At 26.9% G+C, this 20,503-nt stretch carries 20 protein-coding genes; 16 read left to right on the plus strand and 4 right to left on the minus strand.

Annotated features, from left to right (window positions below):
• Positions 1-362: 362 nt before the first annotated feature.
• The 10 genes from ACYUDJ_RS04375 (at position 363) to ACYUDJ_RS04420 (ending at position 8,734) form a co-directional block, all read left to right on the plus strand.
• Complete coding sequence (locus ACYUDJ_RS04375; RefSeq protein ID WP_003487668.1) at positions 363-1,097, plus strand: MBL fold metallo-hydrolase; 735 nt, start codon at positions 363-365, stop codon at positions 1,095-1,097.
• Positions 1,098-1,309: 212 nt separating this feature from the next.
• Positions 1,310-1,723, plus strand: a complete 414-nt coding sequence (locus ACYUDJ_RS04380) for a GNAT family N-acetyltransferase (protein WP_003487666.1) — start codon at positions 1,310-1,312, stop codon at positions 1,721-1,723.
• Positions 1,724-1,901: 178 nt separating this feature from the next.
• On the plus strand, positions 1,902-2,804 hold the full coding sequence (locus ACYUDJ_RS04385; protein WP_043031009.1) for a GNAT family N-acetyltransferase: 903 nt from the start codon (positions 1,902-1,904) through the stop codon (positions 2,802-2,804).
• 24 nt (positions 2,805-2,828) lie between these two features.
• Entirely contained in the window at positions 2,829-3,353 is a 525-nt protein-coding gene (locus ACYUDJ_RS04390; protein WP_003492086.1) for a dihydrofolate reductase family protein, read from the plus strand.
• Between the two features lie 62 nt (positions 3,354-3,415).
• The gene (locus ACYUDJ_RS04395; protein WP_043031011.1) at positions 3,416-4,345 is read left to right on the plus strand and encodes an exonuclease domain-containing protein; all 930 of its coding nucleotides are present in this window, start codon (positions 3,416-3,418) and stop codon (positions 4,343-4,345) included.
• 544 nt (positions 4,346-4,889) lie between these two features.
• Positions 4,890-5,360 carry a hypothetical protein gene (locus tag ACYUDJ_RS04400; RefSeq protein ID WP_043031013.1) on the plus strand — a complete coding sequence of 157 codons (471 nt, stop codon included), beginning with the start codon at positions 4,890-4,892 and terminating at the stop codon, positions 5,358-5,360.
• Positions 5,361-5,370: 10 nt separating this feature from the next.
• A complete protein-coding gene (locus ACYUDJ_RS04405) occupies positions 5,371-6,054 on the plus strand; it encodes a cytochrome c biogenesis CcdA family protein (protein ID WP_043031015.1) in 684 nt (227 codons plus the stop codon).
• 21 nt (positions 6,055-6,075) lie between these two features.
• Complete coding sequence (locus tag ACYUDJ_RS04410; RefSeq protein ID WP_042385863.1) at positions 6,076-6,642, plus strand: TlpA family protein disulfide reductase; 567 nt, start codon at positions 6,076-6,078, stop codon at positions 6,640-6,642.
• A 24-nt stretch (positions 6,643-6,666) separates the two neighbouring features.
• Positions 6,667-7,344, plus strand: a complete 678-nt coding sequence (locus tag ACYUDJ_RS04415; RefSeq protein ID WP_003487653.1) for a response regulator transcription factor — start codon at positions 6,667-6,669, stop codon at positions 7,342-7,344.
• Between the two features lie 136 nt (positions 7,345-7,480).
• On the plus strand, positions 7,481-8,734 hold the full coding sequence (locus ACYUDJ_RS04420; RefSeq protein ID WP_052303010.1) for a sensor histidine kinase: 1,254 nt from the start codon (positions 7,481-7,483) through the stop codon (positions 8,732-8,734).
• Positions 8,735-8,857: 123 nt separating this feature from the next.
• Here the strand turns inward: ACYUDJ_RS04420 and ACYUDJ_RS04425 are convergent, their stop codons facing one another.
• A complete protein-coding gene (locus ACYUDJ_RS04425) occupies positions 8,858-8,971 on the minus strand; it encodes a TetR family transcriptional regulator (RefSeq protein WP_231701381.1) in 114 nt (37 codons plus the stop codon).
• A 322-nt stretch (positions 8,972-9,293) separates the two neighbouring features.
• Between ACYUDJ_RS04425 and ACYUDJ_RS04430 the strand changes: the two genes are divergently transcribed.
• The 3 genes from ACYUDJ_RS04430 to ACYUDJ_RS04440 all read left to right on the plus strand — a co-directional run bounded on the left by ACYUDJ_RS04430 (position 9,294) and on the right by ACYUDJ_RS04440 (position 13,102).
• The gene (locus ACYUDJ_RS04430; protein ID WP_043031018.1) at positions 9,294-11,255 is read left to right on the plus strand and encodes a serine hydrolase domain-containing protein; all 1,962 of its coding nucleotides are present in this window, start codon (positions 9,294-9,296) and stop codon (positions 11,253-11,255) included.
• Positions 11,256-11,328: 73 nt separating this feature from the next.
• Positions 11,329-12,024 (plus strand): response regulator transcription factor, encoded by a 696-nt coding sequence (locus ACYUDJ_RS04435; RefSeq protein ID WP_003487647.1) that lies wholly within the window; start codon positions 11,329-11,331, stop codon positions 12,022-12,024.
• Positions 12,025-12,061: 37 nt separating this feature from the next.
• Positions 12,062-13,102 carry a sensor histidine kinase gene (locus ACYUDJ_RS04440; RefSeq protein ID WP_042386433.1) on the plus strand — a complete coding sequence of 347 codons (1,041 nt, stop codon included), beginning with the start codon at positions 12,062-12,064 and terminating at the stop codon, positions 13,100-13,102.
• A 405-nt stretch (positions 13,103-13,507) separates the two neighbouring features.
• Here ACYUDJ_RS04440 and ACYUDJ_RS04445 read toward each other — a convergent pair whose 3' ends face one another.
• Entirely contained in the window at positions 13,508-14,830 is a 1,323-nt protein-coding gene (locus ACYUDJ_RS04445; RefSeq protein WP_043031020.1) for an FAD-dependent oxidoreductase, read from the minus strand.
• A 310-nt stretch (positions 14,831-15,140) separates the two neighbouring features.
• Between ACYUDJ_RS04445 and ACYUDJ_RS04450 the strand changes: the two genes are divergently transcribed.
• Both ACYUDJ_RS04450 and ACYUDJ_RS04455 read left to right on the plus strand, forming a co-directional pair.
• Positions 15,141-16,466 (plus strand): 6-phospho-alpha-glucosidase, encoded by a 1,326-nt coding sequence (locus ACYUDJ_RS04450; protein ID WP_042385857.1) that lies wholly within the window; start codon positions 15,141-15,143, stop codon positions 16,464-16,466.
• Positions 16,467-16,628: 162 nt separating this feature from the next.
• Complete coding sequence (locus tag ACYUDJ_RS04455; protein ID WP_043031022.1) at positions 16,629-18,152, plus strand: PTS transporter subunit EIIC; 1,524 nt, start codon at positions 16,629-16,631, stop codon at positions 18,150-18,152.
• 50 nt (positions 18,153-18,202) lie between these two features.
• Here ACYUDJ_RS04455 and ACYUDJ_RS04460 read toward each other — a convergent pair whose 3' ends face one another.
• Positions 18,203-18,970: a MurR/RpiR family transcriptional regulator gene (locus tag ACYUDJ_RS04460; protein WP_003487636.1), complete on the minus strand. Its 768-nt coding sequence runs from the start codon at positions 18,968-18,970 to the stop codon at positions 18,203-18,205.
• A 15-nt stretch (positions 18,971-18,985) separates the two neighbouring features.
• Complete coding sequence (locus tag ACYUDJ_RS04465) at positions 18,986-19,765, minus strand: MurR/RpiR family transcriptional regulator (protein ID WP_030033059.1); 780 nt, start codon at positions 19,763-19,765, stop codon at positions 18,986-18,988.
• A 118-nt stretch (positions 19,766-19,883) separates the two neighbouring features.
• Between ACYUDJ_RS04465 and ACYUDJ_RS04470 the strand changes: the two genes are divergently transcribed.
• Positions 19,884-20,366, plus strand: coding sequence for a PTS sugar transporter subunit IIA (locus ACYUDJ_RS04470; RefSeq protein WP_003487633.1), 483 nt, complete (start codon positions 19,884-19,886; stop codon positions 20,364-20,366).
• Positions 20,367-20,503: the final 137 nt, after the last annotated feature.

Genomic DNA, 20,503 nt, shown 5'->3' on the forward strand with positions numbered 1-20,503 from the left:
AGTTATAGGAAAAGGAGATTTGAAGAGATGATTTTAGTTGTTCTTAACTAAACTATTAATAAAAGTAAATAGTTTGAAATGCTTTTAAAGTTCCATCATGGAGCTTTAGTTAATGATGCATTTTAAGAATAATATCATCCATTAAACTCTTTTATATAAAAATAAAATAACTATAAGTACATGCATATAAAAAATATATATGTTTATTTATACTATCATTACAATATGGATAAATATATATTGTGTATTAAGTTAAATTTGAATATAGTAAAAGGTGTTTATACAAACAAGATCCCCCATAGATGATATTGTTCATCTATGGGGGATCTTTTAATTTTATATTAATAAAGGCGGTGTATTTTATGACTTTAACAAAAGTTACAGATAGAATTTATTTTCTTGAAAATGATAAAGAAACAGATAGAGCGTTAATTGGATATATTAAAGGAGATAAGTACTCCTTAATGGTGGATGCAGGAAACTCGAAAAATCATGTTGAAAAATTCAATAATTCTATAGAAAAGTTAAATTTAAGATTACCTGATTATGTAGCTATTACTCATTGGCATTGGGATCATACTTACGGTATGAATGCAGTTACAGGAAAAGTAATAGCATGTGAAATAACTAATGAAAGATTAAAGATTATGTCGAAATGGCAATGGACAGACGAAGCAATGAAACAACGTCTTTTAACTGGAGAAGATATTGAATTTGCGGATACGAATATTCGTAAAGAATATAAAAACCTTCAAGATATAAAGGTTATACCTGCTGATGTAGTTTTTAAAAATGATTTAGAAATAAATTTAGGAGGATTAAAGGTTATTTTAAAAAATGTTGTTGCACCTCATTCAGAAGATTCTGTTATAGTCTATGTACCTAAAGAGCGAGTAGTATTTATAGGAGATGCTTACAGTATAGATTTTTATAATAACTACAAGTATGATTTAGCTAAATTACAAAATTTTATAAATATGTTGGAGAGTTTAGAATTTGATATCTGCTTTTTAGGACACTCATCACCTCTAAAAAAGACAGATATTATTGAATATTTAAAATCACAATATAAGAGAATCTCTATAAGTAATGATTAACTATAATATAAATTTAGTTTTTTAGAAAGGCAGAAGCATATTAGTCTTTTAGATAAAATTAAGTCTATCAAATAACTTTTTAAAGTAAGTATAATTTTGAAAGGAGAAATTTTATGGATAAAAGAGTAGATGTGAAACAATATATTTTTGAGTTAGCTCAATATGATGATATAAAAGATATTTTATCGTTGATTAAATTGCGCATTAAATGAATGGATGAGAAGGGCATTGAACAATGGAACAAAACTGACTATCTTAACTCTTATCCTAGTGAATACTTTGAGAATTGCATTTCAAGAAAAGAGTTATATGTTTTAAAATGTCAAGAGAACAGAGAGATAGTAGGTGCAGTTGCTTTGCATACATACGATAGTCGTTGGGAATATAAAGATTCTGCTTACTATATTCACAATTTAGTTACTTCTGTAAATGCTTGTTGTGCAGGAACTGTTTTAATTAATAATTGTGAATTGATTGCAAAAAATAATAATAAAAGATACCTAAGACTTGACTGCCAAGCTTCAAATATTAAACTAAATAGATACTATGAAAGATTAGGATTTGGATATGTTGGAGTTATTAAAGATGGATTATATGTTGGCAATAAGCGTGAAAAAATAATATAAAAAGACTCAATTCGTAATTTTAAATAAGCAAAAGCGGTATAAAAAGCAGATAAGTAGTTATGAGAAAACTTATTATTAAAACACATTTATTTAGTAAAAGTTATTAAGGTTGTTTTACAAAAAATACTAAGATAACATATAAGAAGATAATGTGAATGTAAGAAAGGAAAAACTAAAAATGAGTGAATTTTTATTAATTAATGATAAAAAATATAGTTATCTTTGTAATTACAAAGATGACAGTATTTTAAGAAATAGTTTTAATACATTAACAGAAAAAACTTATGGTTTTAATTTTAAGCAATGGTATGAAGATGGATATTGGGGAGGCAAATATATACCATATTCTTTATTAGATGGAGATAATGTAGTATCTAATGTTTCAGTAAATATCATTGATTTCTTGATTTCAGGAGAAGAAAAGAGGTATGTACAAATTGGAACAGTTATGACAGATGAAGAGTATAGGGCACAGGGGCTATGTAGAGCACTTATGGAAAGAGTTATAAAAGAATGGGAGGATAAATGTGATCTTATATATCTTTTTGCTAATGACAGTGTTCTTGATTTTTATCCTAAGTTTGGATTTGATAAGTGCGATGAGTATCAATACGTTATAAACAAAATAAAAAAGAAGAAGTCAGGAAAAATAAGAAAGATGTCCATGGATAATGAAGGGGATAGAGAATTTGTTTATAATATGGCTTGTAATACAATATCCCTATCAAAGTTTTCTATGAAAAATAATCCATCTCTTATAATGTTTTATTGTACATCATTTATGAAGGATAATATTTATTATCTTCAAGATTATGATACTGTGGCTATTTGTGATTTTGATGAAGATATTTTATATGTTCAAGATGTGTTTGCAAAAAAAGAAGTAAATTTAGATAATATTATAAATGTAATGATGAAATATGAAACAAAGAAAGTTATTCTAGGATTTACTCCAAATAATAGTTCTTCTTATGAGAAAATTTTGGTAGATGAAGATGATACTACTCTTTTTATTAAAATGGGAAAAGATAATCCATTTAAAACAAGAGATTTAATGTTTCCAGTATTATCTCATGCATAATAATAAATGAAAAGGAATGATTATATGAAAAGAAAAATAATATTAAATTTAGCAATGAGCATAGATGGATATATAGCATCAAAAGATGGTGGATTTGATTGGATAGTTGGAGATGGAGATGAAAAATTAGATACTGAAGATAAATGGGATTATGATAAGTTTTTAAATGATGTGGATACTGTAGTTATGGGAAAAAATTGTTATGACCAAAGCTTCCATAATGATTTTAATGATAAAAAAGTATATGTAGCAACCTCACAAAAATTACAAGACTATGGCAATATACATTTTATAAACGGTGATATATGTAAAGTAATAGAAGAAGAAAAAGAAAAAGAGGGTAAAGATATCTTCTTATTTGGTGGCGGAGGTCTTGTAGATAATTTTATTAAATCAAATATTATTGATGAGTATATAATTGGAATAATTCCTACAATATTAGGCAAAGGTAGACCTTTATTTTTAGAGAGTAATCCTAAAATAGATTTACATTTAGATCAGTATATTATGGATAAGGGTGTTGTAATATTAAGATATTCAAAAAGATAAATATATATTCATAAAGGAATAGCTTGTTTATTAAGCAAGAATATAAATATAGGAGAATATAAATGAATTTCGTAGCTATAGATTTTGAAACTGCTAATGAAAAAAGAAATAGTCCATGCTCTATAGGGATTGTTGTTGTGAAAGATGGAGAGATTATAGAAAAAGTACATTATTTAATAAAGCCTAAGGAAATGAGATTTATGCCAATAAATATTGGAATTCATGGAATAAGGCCGCATATGGTTCAGGACGAATTAGAATTTGATAAAATATGGGGAAAAATTAAGGGCTATTTTAATAATAATTTAGTAATAGCTCATAATGCTTCCTTTGATATGTCTGTATTAAGAAGTACGTTGGAATTTTATAATATAAAAATGCCAAGTTTTGAGTATATATGTACAATGAAGCTCTCTAAAAATTTTTATAGTAACATTGATAATGCAAAATTAAATACAGTGAATAATTTTTTAGGATATAAGTTTCAGCATCATGATGCTCTGGCAGATGCAATGGCATGTAGTAATATTTTACTTAATATATCAAAGGAATTAAATTTAAAGAATATTAATGAAATATCAAAATTAGTTGGAGTGACTTTAGGATATGTAAATGAAAATGGATATAAACCATCTTCCACTAAAGGAAGGATTTTAAAAAGATCTAATAGACAAGCTCCAAAGGAAAATAAAAAGATAATAGAAAGCTTTAATTTTACTGCATTTAAAGAAGAAGTTGTTGTATTTACAGGTGGATTAGCTTCTATGACAAGAAATGAAGCAATAATATTAGTTGGAAAGCTTAATGGAACTGTTGGGAGCTCTGTAACTAAGAAGACAACATGCTTAGTTACAAATACAAAGGATATAGAGGATTTGAATAGAGAAGAAATGAGCAATAAGCTTAAGAAAGCCGTAGATTTAAAGAAAAAAGGTCAGAATATAAAGTTTTTAAATGAGGAAACATTCCTACAAAAATGTAAAGAAAAATAACAAATTAACTCACGATAAGTTTTAAGCAAAGTTAAGACGCCATTCGTACAAAAATATATTATATTAATCCTCCTAATATGATTTTATATCATTACATATTAGGTAACATGTAATAAAAAGTTACTGTAAATGTAAAATTATATATATCTAAAAAGTTTTGTGGATTTTACTTATTGTGATTCGCTTTTGTAAAGAATATGTATTTAATAAAATTAACTTTTTTAATATATAAATTTATAATGAGTTTGATTATTTAGAAATGCAATTTAACTTGTTATATTAAGTGGTTTTGAGTTTGTAAAGGAATATTTCCCTATGGATGATATTGTTCATCTGTAGGGATTTTTCGTTTTTTGTGTAGGGTAGAGCGAATAAATTTCTAAAATGGAGTTTTAAACATAATTCTTCATTACTTATTATTAATTTTTAATTCATGGTAAAAATTTTATTATAGAAATTGAAATCATATATAAGTTAAATCTTCATAATATCAACAAGTAATTTAGGTATTATTATTTTATTATCAAGCAAAAGGAGTGATGCTATGAGGGGAAAAATCTTAACAATATTAGGAGCAAGTATACTAATTTTAACTGCAGTAGGTTTTTACATATTCAACAATGAACCTAAAGCCCTATCAGATAATAAAGCAGAGAATATTAAAAAATTTGATGAGGTATATAGTAGTGAAATAAATAAGAGTTATGACGGAAGTTACTTAGATAAAATAGTAACGATGGTTGACTCTAAAGAAGAATTTAATATAAAAATTAATGATATTAATAAGGGTAGTAAGATAATACTTATTAATCCGTCAAATGGAGAAAAGCAGGATATGACTTATACGGAAAATAATGAATTTGTTTTAACCACTAAACTTGATGAAGGTGTAAATTATGGGATTCTCATGGACAATAAATTAATTGGTGGCATAAGAGTTGTAAATGAGTTAGATAAAGCGGATAAAGAAAAAATATATGAAGAAGTAATGAGAAGTTTACAATGTGGTATTTAGGAGGAAAACTATGAACTATATATTACTATTTTTAGAAGGGATAATAACCTTTATATCTCCTTGTATATTGCCAATGATTCCAATATACGTTTCATATTTTGCAGGAGGAGATATAGATAATAAAAATTATAAAAACAGAGCATTAATAAGTTCAATAGCATTTGTTGCAGGATTTACCCTTGTGTTTACCTTATTAGGTGTAGCAGCAGGAACCGTAGGTGTCATTTTTAATACATATATGAGGGAGATAAATATAGTATCAGGATCGATTATGATAATATTTGGTCTGAATTATTTAGGCATAATAAATGTAGAATTATTGCATAGAAGCTTTAAAATAAATAAGCCAACAGGACATAAAAAATCCTCTATTATGTCTACAGCATTATTTGGAATGATATTTGGATTTGGGTGGACACCGTGTGTAGGACCATTTCTAGGATCAGCACTTATGATAGCATCAAATTCCACTAATGTATTTATGGGAGCATCAATGCTAATGATCTACAGTTTAGGTCTTGGAATACCATTTATACTATCAGCACTTTTAATAGATTCTCTGAAAACTACTTTTGAATTCATAAAGAGAAATTATAAGATAATAAATAGAATATCAGGGGTTCTGCTAATTATTATAGGGATAATGATGATGACTGGTTACCTAAACTTATTATTATCAATATTGGCATTTTAAATTATAAAAGGAGTGATAAATTTGAAAAATAATAAAAGATATATATATATAAGTGTTATAATGTTAGTTTTACTTGTAGGGGTTAAATTTGGATATGACTATTTATCAAATAATTACAAAAGTAATGAAGCTATTAATAATGTATCAGATGAAAATTCTAGTTTTCAGCTAGCAGTAGATTTTACAGTTTATGATAAAGATAATAATAAAGTAAAGTTATCAGATTATAAAGGGAAGAAGGCTGTAGTAGTAAATTTCTGGGCAAGCTGGTGTTCTCCATGTAAGTATGAAATGCCATATTTTCAAGAAGCAGCAAATAAATATAATAATGAGGATTTAGAAATACTAATGGTAAATCTTACAGACGGAATGAGGGAAACCAAAGGGTCTGCAGAGAGATTTATGAAAGAAGAAGGATATAATATGAATGTGATGTTTGATATAGAGCTTGATGCAGCTAATAAATATAAATTAAATGCTATTCCAAGAACAGTATTTATAGATAAAGAAGGAAATTTAGTGTATGATCATGTAGGAATCATTGATAAAGAAATACTTGATGAAAATATAAATAAGATAATTAATTAAGTACTCATATGGAGGTATAATTTTATGAAAGAAACTATACTTGTTATAGATGATGAAGTTAAGATAATAGAAGTTATAAAATTGTATTTAGAAAATGAGGGATATACTGTAATACAGGCTACAAGTGGGATAGAGGCATTAAAAAAGCAAAGTGAGTTTAATCCTGATCTATTAATATTAGATTTAATGTTACCTGATATATCAGGTGAAAATGTCTGTGAGCGCATAAGGGAAGAATCTGAAGTACCAATAATTATGCTAACTGCTAAATCAAGTGAAGATAGTATACTAAATGGATATTCAATTGGAAGTGATGATTATATAACAAAACCATTTAGTCCAAAGCAATTAGTAGCGAAGGTTAATGCAGTTTTGAAAAGAGTTAAGGGAAATCAATGTAAAAACTTAATTTTTAATAATGAATTAATCATAGATATTGTTAATAAGAAAGTAGAATACAATAACAAAGAAATTATATTAACTGCTTCGGAATATAAAATACTATCTATACTGGCTAAAAATCCTAATAAAATATTTTCAAGGGAAGAGTTAATGGATTATATAAGTAGAGATAATACTTGTATCTATGATAGAATAATTGATACTCATATAAAAAATATAAGAGCCAAATTAGATCAAGATAGTAAAAGTCCAACCTATATAAAAACTATTCGTGGTATGGGATATAGGTTCAATGTTTAATAAATTGAGATATAGAGTAAGCTTGATTTTTATATTATTTTCATTGAGTATCATATTTTTAGCAAACATAGTAAACCATTATTGTATCGAAAAGAAGTTTAATATATATACTAGTGAAAAAATACAACAGTCGAAAATGGAAATCAAAAATAAAATATCAAATGCATACAGTAATAATTCATGGGATAAGAAAGCTATTGAGAACATAGGAACAGATGCGATAACTGGAGGATTGCTTATAACAGTTAAAGATAAAAATGATAATATTATATGGAATGCAAGGGAATATGATAATATTGTATGTGAAAAGATTTTAAATAAAATTATAGAAAATACTAATAAAGTAAGCCCAGATGTAGATATTAAAAATACATTTGATAAATTTGACCTAAAACAAGATGAAGCTTTAATAGGGAAATTAGAAGTTGAGTATATAGGTCCGATTTATTATGAAGATTCAGATGTTATATTTTTGAGAATGCTAGACAGAATATTATTTATACTAGGGCTACTATTTTTCATTATATCTATTATAGTAGGATGGTTATTGTCTTATGCTATCAGTAAGCCTATCTTAAAGGTAATAGATGCAACAAATCTTATATCAGAAGGAAATTATTCCAAAGGCATAAAAGAAGATTACAGTATATATGAAATCAATAAACTTATAAAATCAATAAATATGATGGCAGGAGATTTAGATAAACAAGAAAAAATAAGACAAGAGCTAACGAAGGATATATCACATGAGCTTAGAACCCCTATAACGACTATGCAAGCACAACTTGAGGCAATAATGGATGGTCTATGGGAACCATCCCAAGAAAGGTTAAAGAGTATATATGATGAACTTCAAAGATTAAATAGATTAACTGTATCCATAGAGGATTTATCAAGATGTGAGGGCAGTAAACTAAGGCTAAATAAGTCAGAAGTAGATTTAGAGACTGTAATAACTACAATTTTAACAAATTTTGAAAAGCAGTTATTAGATAAAGATATAAATTTACAAGTAGATATTAAACATATTAATATTATGATAGATAAGGATAAAATAAGCCAGGTAATAATTAATATTATCTCAAATGCTATTAAGTATACTCCAGATAAAGGAGAGATATTTGTTAGGTGTTTTACTAAATCTGATAATGTATATATATCCATAAAAGATAGCGGAATAGGTATAAGTGATGAAGATAAAGACTATATATTTGAGAGATTTTATAGAACAGATAAGTCAAGGGCTAGAGAGACCGGAGGAGTTGGGATAGGCCTTACAATATCAAGAGAAATAGTCAAGGCTCATGGTGGCAGTATAAATGTATATAGTAAATTAGATGAAGGTAGCAACTTTGTAATAAAACTGCCAATAAAATTTTGTAGGACATAATATCTAAACTTAATTTTTATATCAATCTAGAAGACACTCTTACTTTCGATGGGTAGGAGTGTCTTTTAAATTTATCAAATTGCTTCTTATTGAAAATATGAATACTTTTAACAAGAAAGGCTCTTAAAAAATCATAAGTTTTTCAGGAACTACAGAATAGAACAAATCTTTTTTGTTTTTAAAGCATATATAGATATTTCCTACAGATATGTTTGCAGTTTTTGCAATACGATTCATTCTCGTATCTAAATGGCCTTTTGAGAAAAATTTTTAATGCTGCACTTTCTACATCCTTTTTTAAAACTTTATTAAATACATTTTATGATTGGTTTTATTTTTTACTTAGGCTGAAATTTATAGAATTATTTATATAGCTCAAGTAAATAATAAACGTCTAATTTAGTTCAATGCTTTCTTAATTATTTATCACTGTGCACTAAAAGTGGACGGTTTTATATTTTCTATAAATAAATTTTAAATTTTCGTAAGAAAAAAGTTAAAATTAAAAATTTATTTTAGTATAGAATTTAACTGTAAAATAATTAAGGAGTTGGGATATATGAAGATGAAAGCAAGGAGAGTTATAGCAATATTATTAAATACTATTTTTATAACATTAGGGTTAAGCAGTAATAGTTTTGCCAAGCAAATAGACGGTACAAAGGAAATTAATAAAAAACATGTTGTTGCAGATAATAGTGAAGATTTACAACAATTTATGGATAAGTTTTTCAAGAAGAATATGGAGAAGTATTCAGTTCCAGGAGCAGCTATAGTTGTTGTTAAAGATGGTAAAGAAGTATTTAAAAAAGGATATGGATATAGCGATGTAAAAGAAAAAATATTGGTAGACCCAGATAAAACTGTGTTTCCAGCTGCTTCTGTAAGTAAGTTGTTTACTGCAACAGCTGTAATGCAATTACAGGAAGAGGGAAAAATAGATTTAAATGAAAATATTGATAAATATATAAAACCTTATAAGATTATAAATAATTATAAAGAACCAGTAACATGTAGAAATTTATTGACTCATTCTAGTGGAGTTGATGAAGCTAGTGAACTTAATGGTAGTACTAAGGATGAAAAATCAATAAAATCACAGGAATATTATTTTGATAATCATATACCTAGAGTAGTAAGAGAGCCTAATACCGCTAGTAGATATTGTAATCAAGGATATAACCTTTTAGGATATGTTGTAGAAAAGGTGTCTGGTATTAGCTATGAAGAATATATAAAGAGAAACATATTAGAGCCTCTGAAAATGGAAAATAGTTTAGTTAGACTAAAAAATAATAATACAACTAAGAGTTATGGATATGGTGGTACAGGTGGAACTTATAATGAAAGTCCTTTAGCTTATCAATATACTTCTGGATCTTCAGGAATAAATGCAACAGTTAAAGATATGGAAAATTTTATGATAGCACATTTGAATAATGGAGTGTTTCAAGAAAATAAAATTTTAAACGAAAAAACATCAATATCCATGAAAAACAAGCAGTTTTCAAATGATAATAGTTTACCTGGAATGGGATATGGATTTATAAGAAGTAATAGAAATGGACAAGGAATATTAAAGCATGAAGGTGGATTACCATCAGGCAGTACTACTACATTGTTTCTAATGCCAAAAGAGAAATTAGGAATATATGTGGCAACCAATTCTTTAAATCCACTTCCATTTAATTTTGAAGAGGAGTTTTTAAATTATTTTTATCCTAACAAAAGTAATAGTTTTAACAAAATAAAACCAAATCCATCTAAAGATTTTAGCAAATATGAAGGAACATATAGAAGTTATGATGGAATAGCAAAAAGTAATATTATGAAAATTGGTTTTTTGTTTGATCCTTCAATGGATATGAGAATCACAGATAACAAAGATGGCACATTAACTCTTAAGGAATGTACTTCTGCTAAAGAAGAAATTACTACAACTCTTGTTGAGAAAGAAGATGGAGTATTTAAAAGAAAAGATGGTAGAGGAGACTTTGCATTTAAGATAGATGATAAGGGCAAGGTAACTTATGCATTTAATGATGTAAGTCATAACTCCTTCGAAAGGATAAATTTTTTCGAAACACAAAATTTTAATATAACTATATTTATTGTAGCTATTAGTATGTTTCTTATAAATTTAGTTGGGACAATGGTTCTATTTATAAAAAGAAAATTTAAAAAAACAGGATACAAAAGTTGTAGAAGTATTAAATTAATTAAGGGAATAAACTTAGTTATTAATGTTCTTAATATAGCTGGAATTGTTGGATCAGTTATAATGGCAATGACTATGATTAGCATTAATGATTTTAGCTTTGCATATTTACTTTATATATTTTTATGTTTTCTTATAATATCAACTATTTTAAGTATTTGTGGGTTAATTATTTTAATATATATTTGGATTAGTAATTGTGAAAGAAAAGTAGAAAAAATTTATTTTACCATATTAACTATAATTAATTTTACATTCATATGGTTTATATATTATTTCAACCTTTTAGGATTCAAAATATAGCATGATACATTAATTATTTTAAAGTATGATATAATTTCATTTAGATTAGTTATATGATAGGAGTGTTAGCAGTATGTTTAATGTACTTATTGTAGATGATGAAGCAGAAATAATTGAACTTATGGAAATATATCTACTAAATGACGGTTATAAAGTATTTAAAGCTACAAATGGATTAGATGCACTTAATATAATTAATGAGGAAAAGATTCATCTTGTGATTTTAGATATAATGATGCCAGGAATAGATGGGTTACAGGTTTGCATGAAAATTAGAAAAGAGTATAATATACCAATTATAATGGTTAGTGCAAAAGGACAAGAAATGGATAAAATACAAGGTTTATCTACAGGTGCAGATGACTATATAGTAAAACCATTTAGCATAATGGAATTATTAGCTAGAGTAAAAGCTCAAATAAGAAGATATGTATATCTTAATGAAAATCATAAACAGCTTGATAATAAAGATGTTATTGAAATAAAAGGTATTACTATAAACAAAAGAAATCATAAAGTTCATTTATTTGGGACAGAGTTAAAATTAACTCCAACAGAATATAAAATTTTGTTATTATTAGCCAGCAATGGTGGGAAAGTATTTAGTGCTGAAGATATATATAAAGAGATTTGGACGGAAAAATATTTTGAAGGAAACAATACTGTCATGGCTCATATATGGAGATTAAGAGAAAAATTAGAGGACAATCCAAAGGAGCCAAAGATAGTAGAAACAGTTTGGGGAGTTGGATATAAAATTGAAGCGTAGTATTAAATATAATATTCTTATAAACTTTTTTATAGCAATGGTATTATCAATAATATCAACACTTATAATAGTTTTTTCAGTAATTTTGGAGTTACACATTTTCCAACCAAGACTTTATATGAAGTTTATTAATGCATATAATAAAAATAGTTTGTTTATGTTAGAATTTACTATGATAATTTTTGTAGTTTTTATAGTGTTAATGTGTTTTATATTTATAAAAAGGATAAATAAAATTACTGATTATATAGAAGAAATATCACAAAATGTAAATATAGTAGCTAATGGAAATATGGATATAGACATACCTATCAGAACAGAGGACGAGCTAGGGGAATTAGCGTCAGATGTTAATAAAATGGCATATAGTATAGAAGAGCTTATGAGAAAAGAAAGACAGTGGGAAAAGCAGAAGAATAATTTGATTACAAATTTATCTCATGATTTAAGAACACCTCTTACATCAGTTGTTGGGTTTTTAGAGTTAATCCAGAAGAAGAAATATAAAAATGATGATGAGTTAAACCATTATTGTGAAGTTTCATTAAATAAAGCAAAGGAATTAAAGAATTCAGTAGACCAGCTTTTTGAGTTTACAAAGTTAAGTAATAGTGATGTAAAATTAAATATATGTAGTATATCTCTACACCAATTAATAGAACAAGCTGCTATTGGATTTATCCCATCGTTTGAAAATAGCGGTATGGAATATAGAGTATTTTCAAAAGACGCAGGATTAATAATAAACGGAGATGCTACTTTACTTGCTAGAGCGTTTGAGAATATAATATCTAATGCTATTAAATATGGAAGTGAAGGTAAATATTTAGATATACATATAGAAAAAGAGAATAATATGGCTGTAGTTAGTTTTGTGAATTATGGAGATATAATAGAAGAGAAAGATGTGAAAAATTTATTTGAAAGATTATATAGAACAGAAAAATCTTGTGATAAAAAAGAAGGAACTGGACTTGGGCTTGCAATTGTAAAAACAATAGTAGATTTACATAATGGGGATATAGATATTATGAGTTCTAAAGAAAAAACAGAATTTAAAATAAGATTACCATATTAAGTTCTATGAAATAAAAAAAATAGTATTAAGTTAGTTTTTTATTTTAAGGAACTTAAGTAAATAAGGTATTTTATAATAAAGAAATTAAAAATAAAGGAAAACTTTTATGGAAGATTAGTATTATATAAATAAAGGGTTTAAATCTATTTCTAGACGAATAGGTGGGAACGTTATAATGATAAAATTATTGATTTTATAAGTGATGATATGTGCAAAATAATAGAGTAAGAAAGATATAAATATAGTCATAAAAAAATATGTTATTCATATATATTTGTGCGCAAATTAATATGTTAATATAATATATTAAAGAGAAATTTGAGAAGGTCCATTTTGTATAACAAAATGGACCTGTTGCAATTGTACATGGAATTACTATTTTTTATAAAAATGCATATTGGATATTCATTTAATACTTTGTGGAAATTTAAATACATTAAGAGGATCGTATTTAAATTTTATACATTTAAGTCTTTGAACATTCCCACCATAATAATCATAAAGATAATTTGGTAAAGGGTAATAAGGGAAATTAATATAAGAACCACTAGTAATATTATAAATATATTTAGAATTTCTATTTATCCAATTAATATTATCTTGTTTATATGAATTATTTCTAAAATTGGTTTCCAGTAATATTATATAATTACTATCTCTATAATAAAAAGCAGTATCTTTTTTATCAATTTCACTAACTTGTCCACCAAGCCCATATACGTTTAATTCAGTGGTAATAGAACCACTAGGCTTTTCTTCATTAATTAAATCAATTAGGTTTTTTAATGTTTCATAAGAATAGGTCTCTGATACGAATCTACCATAAGATATAAAGTATTCATATCGAGGATATACAGAAGCTATAATTTCGGTAGCTTGTAAAAAAGAAGTATATTCATAACTTAACTCATAGCCCTCAATTTTACTAAAAGGAACTAAGAGTTTATTTAATTTTTTAGGTGTACCATAAAGGAGGCCTGTACAAATAATATTTACATCATCAATTACTGAGTTGACTATGCTACCTTTCATATTAATTTTATTAGAAGTTGTAGTAATCCAATTCTGCCAAGTATCTAAAAATTTAAGTTGAGTATCTTTACTTGGGTTAGTGTAGTAAATATTAAAAATAGTTACTTTATCTACCTTAGGAGGAAGTTTAAATGTCATTGATACTACTATACCAAAATTTCCACCGCCACCACCTTTACATGCCCAAAATAAATCAGAATTAATATTCTTATTTGCAGTTAATAAACAACCTCTATAATCAATCATCTTGAGTTCAAGTAAGCTATCACAAGTTAAGCCAAAATATCTAGATGAATATCCCCATCCACCTCCAAGTACTACACCACTAATTCCAACAGTAGGACATGAGCCACCTGGAAATGGATATTCACTTGCTCCAAGAAAATTATAAACTTGTCCTAAATAAGCTCCACTTTGAACAGTAACAGTATTGCATTCATAGTTTATTTGTATTTTATTTAAATTGCTAATATCAATAATTAAAGCATCATCAGCTATTGAAAAACCTTCATAATTATGACCACCACAGCGAACTCTTATTTTAAAATTATTTTTTCTAGCAAATAATATAGATTTTTTTACATCTTCATAAGTTTTACAATAGGCTATAGCAATTGGATATTTATCAATAGCTCTATTCCAGACTTGTCTAGCATCATTATAATAATTATTTATAGGAGTAATCACTTCGATCAATTTCATCACCAGCTTTAAAAATAGTTTTTAATTTATCTTATAAAGGTAGGAGCAAAAAGGTGATAAAATTTAGATCATAATAAAATTTTCATTAGAAAAAGATATTAATAAATATAGGGTAATTTACATAGAGAGATATATAATAATGTAGTGAAATACACAGTGTCATAAATAACATTTAGGGTAATAAATTACATACGTCATTATACATGACTATACTTTTAAGATATATTGATAATGATTAAATAAAAACTTAAAATATCATTAAAGATAAGTGGCCATTATCAAAACAAAATTAGGAGTGAATGTTATGAAAAAATATAATGTAGTTATTGTAGGTGGCGGAAGTACTTTTACACCAGGATTTTTAAAATCATTTTGTAGATGCAAGAGAGATTTACCTCTTAATAAGTTAGTATTATTTGATATAGATGCAGAAAGACAAAAGCCAATTGGAGAGTTTGGTCAAATTTTAATGAAAGAAAATTATGAAGGATTAGATTTTAAATATACTACTGATATTGAAGAAGCTTATAAGGATATGGATTTTGTGTTTATGCAAATGCGTGTTGGTGGTTTACACATGAGAGCAAAAGATGAGCACATTCCTTTAAGTATGGGTCTTATAGGACAAGAAACTTGTGGAGCAGGTGGAATGGCTTATGGATTAAGATCTACAAAAGAAATGATCAAAGCCATTTATGATATAAGAAAATATTCTCCCAATGCATGGATACTTAATTATTCTAACCCAGCAGCAATTGTTGCAGAAGCATTGAGAAGAGAATTCCCTAATGATAATAAGATTTTAAATATTTGTGATCAGCCTGAAAATGTTGTACGCTCATGTAGCCGTCTGTTAGGATGTGATTGGGAAACTTTAGATCCTGTATATTTTGGATTAAATCATTATGGTTGGTTTACACACATATATGATAAAAATACAGGAGAAGATTTATTACCTAAATTAAAAGAATTAATTAAAGAAAAAGGATTCCTACCTCAAGATGCAGAACAAAGAGATCAATCTTGGTTAGATACTTATGGAATGGTTCAAACACTTATGAATGATTTTCCAGATTATCTACCGAATACTTATGATCAATATTACTTATATCCAGATTATAAGGCTTCTCATCTTGATCCAAATTTTACGAGAGCAGATGAAGTTATGGCTCATAGAGAAAACCGTGTTTTCACTGAATGCAGAGAAGTAATCGATGCAGGAACCACAGAAGGAATTATAAAAATTGAAAGTGATGCTCATGCAGAGATGATGATAGAAGTTGCAGCATCTATTGCTTACAATAAAAATAAAAGATATATAATTATTGTAGAAAATAATGGAGCAATAAATAATATGCAAGATGATGCTATGGTAGAAGTAGTTGCTGAACTTGGCATTAACGGACCAAGACCTATGAGAGTAGGTAATATTCCACAATTTTATTTAGGATTATTAGTAAATCAAGTATCTTGTGAAAAATTATTAATAGATGCTTATTATGAAAAATCTTATAACAAAGCATTACAAGCTTTTACGATTAATAGATTAATAAATGATGGAAAGAAAGCTAGAAAAGTATTAGATGCATTAATTGAAGCAAACAAAGGATATTGGCCAGAACTTAAGTAGAATAGGATTTAAAAAGTTTATTAAGAAAGGTAATTAAATAGATACAACCTTAATTACCTTTCTTATATTTAGAATTTTTAGAAAAGTCTGCATATTCATGTAATTTGAAGAGCTTTAGAATATTGAAATATCACAAATGTTTAATTAAAAAGGAGAATGTGTATGAACAAAAAAAATAAAATAATGGACTCCTTCTCTGCCTTAGGTAGAAGTTTAATGTTACCAATCGCTACTTTAGCTGCTGCAGGTTTAATATTAGGTCTAAGTTCTGCACTACTTAAACCACAAATTCAAGCAGCATTACCTTTTTTACAAAATTCAGTGGTTGTATATGTTTTAACTTTAATTAAAACGATTACTGCTACAGTTTTTGGAATGATTCCAGTATTATTTGCTATATGTATTGCTTTTGGATTAGCAAAAGAAGAAAAAGAGATTGCAGCATTTGCAGGATTCATTGGTTATTATACATTTTTATTAAGTGCATCAATTATTATTAATTCCGGAGCATTTAACTTTGCTTCACTTAAAATGTCAAATATTTTAGGCATTGAGAAAACCATAGAAATGGGAGCTTTTGCAGGTATCCTTACAGGTATATTAACATCAATGCTTCATAATAAATTTTATAAAGTTGACTTCCCTATAGCTATTGCCTTTTATGGCGGAAAGAGATTTGTAGCAATTGTAGTTATAGGAGCCATGACCCTTCTTGGACAAGTTATTCCATTTGTTTGGGTTCCAATTTCATCAGGAATAAATTCTTTAGGAAGTTTAATTGCAAGTTCAGGACATACAGGTGTATTTTTGTTTGGATTCTTAGAAAGAATTTTGATTCCTACTGGACTACACCATGTTTTAAATGGTGTATTTCGTACAACATCTGTAGGTGGAGTATATCAAGGAGTGGAAGGATGTTTAAACATATTCCTTCAATTCTTTGATAAAGTAGATATTTCTCAATTAAAACAATTTACAGCTTTCTTAGGACAAGGTAAAATGCCATTTATGATGTTTGGACTTCCAGCAGCAGCCTATGCTATATATAAGACATCCCCTGATGATAAGAAGCCTAAAGTAAAGGCCCTAATGCTTGCAGGAGTTGCTGCATCTATTGTATCAGGAATTACAGAACCATTAGAATTCTCATTTATGTTTATTGCTCCACAACTATTCTTATTTCATGCTATAATGGGAGGTATTTCTTTTGGTATATTAAGTTTACTAGGTGTTGCAATTGGAAATACTGGTGGAGGAATTATTGATTTCTTGATTTATGGAGTTTTAGTACCTGGATCAAGATGGTATATTGTAATATTAGTAGGTATAGTATTTGCAGTTATTTATTATATGGTATTTAAGTGGTATTTCACAAATAAGAATATTTCTATTGATGTAAATGAAGATGTTGAAGAAGAAGATTCTTCTAAATCTTCTTCTGGAAAAACTAATTTAGCTGTTAAAATTATTAATGGATTAGGTGGAATTGATAATATAGTAGCAGTTAACAATTGTATCTCAAGACTTAGAGTAGATATTAAAGATATGTCATTAGTAAATGAAGATTTATTAAAGAAAACTGGCAGTATGGGAATTGTGAAACCTTCTTCAACTCATATACATGTTATTTATGGACCTAAAGTTGAAAAAGTAGCAAAGCAAGTAAAAGAAGCTATGAAATATTAAATTATATAAATATAAAAATAGCAACTTAAAATGATGCCATTTTTATAAATCTAATGCGAAACAATATTCATACGTGACATATATAATTCTATAATTATTTCTACAATGAATTGTATAGATAATCTGGAGTTAATATCAATGCCAGAAAAAAATCTATTTTGGGTTTTCCCAATTAAAACGATATCAGCTTTTTTAGCTAACTCACTATTAGGATTAGAAGTAATAGCTATAACAGTGCCAGTGTTGTTCTTACTAATTTCTACTGCTTTAACAATAGGGTCTGTGGATCCGCTAAAGCTTCCAATTATAAATACATCATTCTCATCCATTTGAGAAGCAGTTTGGTAAACAAGTGGAGGATCAAGGTAAAACATACATTGTCTGTTTAAGGATATTAATATATTATAAAGATATTCTAAAGACATTTGAGTAAGGCCCCTGCCAAATATATGAATATTCTTATCGCTGCAAAGATAGTCTACTATGCTATCTAATTGTTCTAGATTCAAAGATAGCATAGTTTCTTTTAATTCCAAAAGACGTCTAGAAAGTAGCCCATTAAGTCCTATAGAAGAATCATAGCCCTTATTTTTTAAAGTTAGAGATTTTTTTAGATTAAATTTTAGTTCATTAAAGCCATTAAAACCTAATTTTTTACACAATCGTAAAACGGTTGCAGTAGATACATAGGTGCTTTGTGCAAATTCATGTATACTCATTTTATAAATCTCAAATTTATTAGAATTAATATAATTTAATAAATCCTTTTCATTTGGAGTTAGTTTTTTTAAAATTTTTTCATCTAAGTCATCTATCATGATGTGGTTCTCCTTTTAATATAAATTATTAAATTTTGATTTATCTAAATATTTAATATAACATTCTATTATCATATCTACAATATAGAAAATACAGGTTCTATTTTTTATATCAGAATCAAAAAAATCTCTTTCTTTTATAAAAGTATAGAGATTTATATCTGCAATTTTAGATAATGGATTGTTAGTAAATGGAGTAATTGCCACAATGATTGTATTACTATTTTTAGCAATTTTAGCAAGCTTTAAAGTAGAAGGATTTGAGCCAGTAGAACTAGATAAAAATAAAACATCATTTTCCGTTAAATTATTTACAGCTTTATATGCTAAAGTATCTGTTTTATATAAAATAGTTTGACGGCCAGTTGCTAAAAGATATCTTTGCATATATTCAAATGCCATATTAGTTAACCCATAGGAGAATAAATGAATTTTTTTATTGCTTAAAAGATAACCTACAATAGTATCTAATGTTTTTGTATCAAGAAGACGTCCTGTATTTTCAATTTCACTGTATAAATCTGCTACTATTTTTTTAGTAGAAACAGCTGTGGATTTAAGTGAATTATTGGAAGAAACATTATTTTTTAAAGTAAATTTAAGTTCGGAAAATCCACTAAGATTAAGTTTTTTACATAGACGTAAAATTGTAGCAGTTGAGAAAAAAACTTTTTCACTTAATTCCTGAATACTCATAGTAAGTACTTCATTGGAGTGGACATCGATATATTGAAGTACAGATAATTCACTTTGGGTTAATGTATTTAAAATACTATTATCGATACAATCTAACAATTTTCGTCAAATCCTTTCTTTATATTTCACATAAGTATATCAAAATAAATTATATCTTTCAAGAAATAGGAAGGATTGATAAATATAATAAAATAAATTACATTCTAGGAGGTTAAATATGTTTTCATTATTTAAAAAGAAAGAAAAAAATTTAAAATTAAAAGCTTATTTATCAGGAAAGATGATTTCAATTAATAAAGTACCAGATGAGGTATTTTCATCAAAAATCATGGGAGATGGATTAGCAATTATTCCAACTACAAGTATAGTAAAATCACCAGCAGATGGTGAAATTACAGTAGTCATGGAGGAATCTAAACATGCAGTTGGAATTAAATTCGAAAATGGAGTAGAAGCATTGATTCATGTTGGAATTGATACAGTCTCTATGAATGGAGAAGGGTTTGAAGTTTTTGTGAAAACAGGAGATTCAGTAAAAGAAGGACAAGATCTTATTATGTTTGATGAAGAATTAATTAAAAATAGAGGCTTATCAACATATACTATGTTAGTAATAACTAATTCTTCTGAGTATCCTAATATGGTCATAGAAACAGAAAAAGAGGTTAAGGAAAAAGAAAGTGTAATTATAACTTTCTAATAAAATTATGTTATTAATATTTAGATATGCAGATTTAAATAAAGGTAATTTTGTTCATAATTACTCCTCTAAATTTTATTTAGAGGAGATTTCTCTATTCAGAAAATTATATATAAATAATATTTATATATTTAATT

Source organism: Clostridium sp. CTA-6, from assembly GCF_054768115.1.

Coding starts and splice junctions, on each gene's coding strand:
- ACYUDJ_RS04375 (WP_003487668.1), top strand. CDS start 363: ATGACTTTAACAAAAGTTACAGATAGAATTTATTTTCTTGAAAATGAT.
- ACYUDJ_RS04380 (WP_003487666.1), top strand. CDS start 1,310: ATGGATGAGAAGGGCATTGAACAATGGAACAAAACTGACTATCTTAAC.
- ACYUDJ_RS04385 (WP_043031009.1), top strand. CDS start 1,902: ATGAGTGAATTTTTATTAATTAATGATAAAAAATATAGTTATCTTTGT.
- ACYUDJ_RS04390 (WP_003492086.1), top strand. CDS start 2,829: ATGAAAAGAAAAATAATATTAAATTTAGCAATGAGCATAGATGGATAT.
- ACYUDJ_RS04395 (WP_043031011.1), top strand. CDS start 3,416: ATGAATTTCGTAGCTATAGATTTTGAAACTGCTAATGAAAAAAGAAAT.
- ACYUDJ_RS04400 (WP_043031013.1), top strand. CDS start 4,890: ATGAGGGGAAAAATCTTAACAATATTAGGAGCAAGTATACTAATTTTA.
- ACYUDJ_RS04405 (WP_043031015.1), top strand. CDS start 5,371: ATGAACTATATATTACTATTTTTAGAAGGGATAATAACCTTTATATCT.
- ACYUDJ_RS04415 (WP_003487653.1), top strand. CDS start 6,667: ATGAAAGAAACTATACTTGTTATAGATGATGAAGTTAAGATAATAGAA.
- ACYUDJ_RS04420 (WP_052303010.1), top strand. CDS start 7,481: ATGGAAATCAAAAATAAAATATCAAATGCATACAGTAATAATTCATGG.
- ACYUDJ_RS04425 (WP_231701381.1), bottom strand. CDS start 8,971: ATGAATCGTATTGCAAAAACTGCAAACATATCTGTAGGAAATATCTAT.
- ACYUDJ_RS04430 (WP_043031018.1), top strand. CDS start 9,294: ATGAAGATGAAAGCAAGGAGAGTTATAGCAATATTATTAAATACTATT.
- ACYUDJ_RS04435 (WP_003487647.1), top strand. CDS start 11,329: ATGTTTAATGTACTTATTGTAGATGATGAAGCAGAAATAATTGAACTT.
- ACYUDJ_RS04440 (WP_042386433.1), top strand. CDS start 12,062: ATGGTATTATCAATAATATCAACACTTATAATAGTTTTTTCAGTAATT.
- ACYUDJ_RS04450 (WP_042385857.1), top strand. CDS start 15,141: ATGAAAAAATATAATGTAGTTATTGTAGGTGGCGGAAGTACTTTTACA.
- ACYUDJ_RS04455 (WP_043031022.1), top strand. CDS start 16,629: ATGAACAAAAAAAATAAAATAATGGACTCCTTCTCTGCCTTAGGTAGA.
- ACYUDJ_RS04460 (WP_003487636.1), bottom strand. CDS start 18,970: ATGATAGATGACTTAGATGAAAAAATTTTAAAAAAACTAACTCCAAAT.
- ACYUDJ_RS04470 (WP_003487633.1), top strand. CDS start 19,884: ATGTTTTCATTATTTAAAAAGAAAGAAAAAAATTTAAAATTAAAAGCT.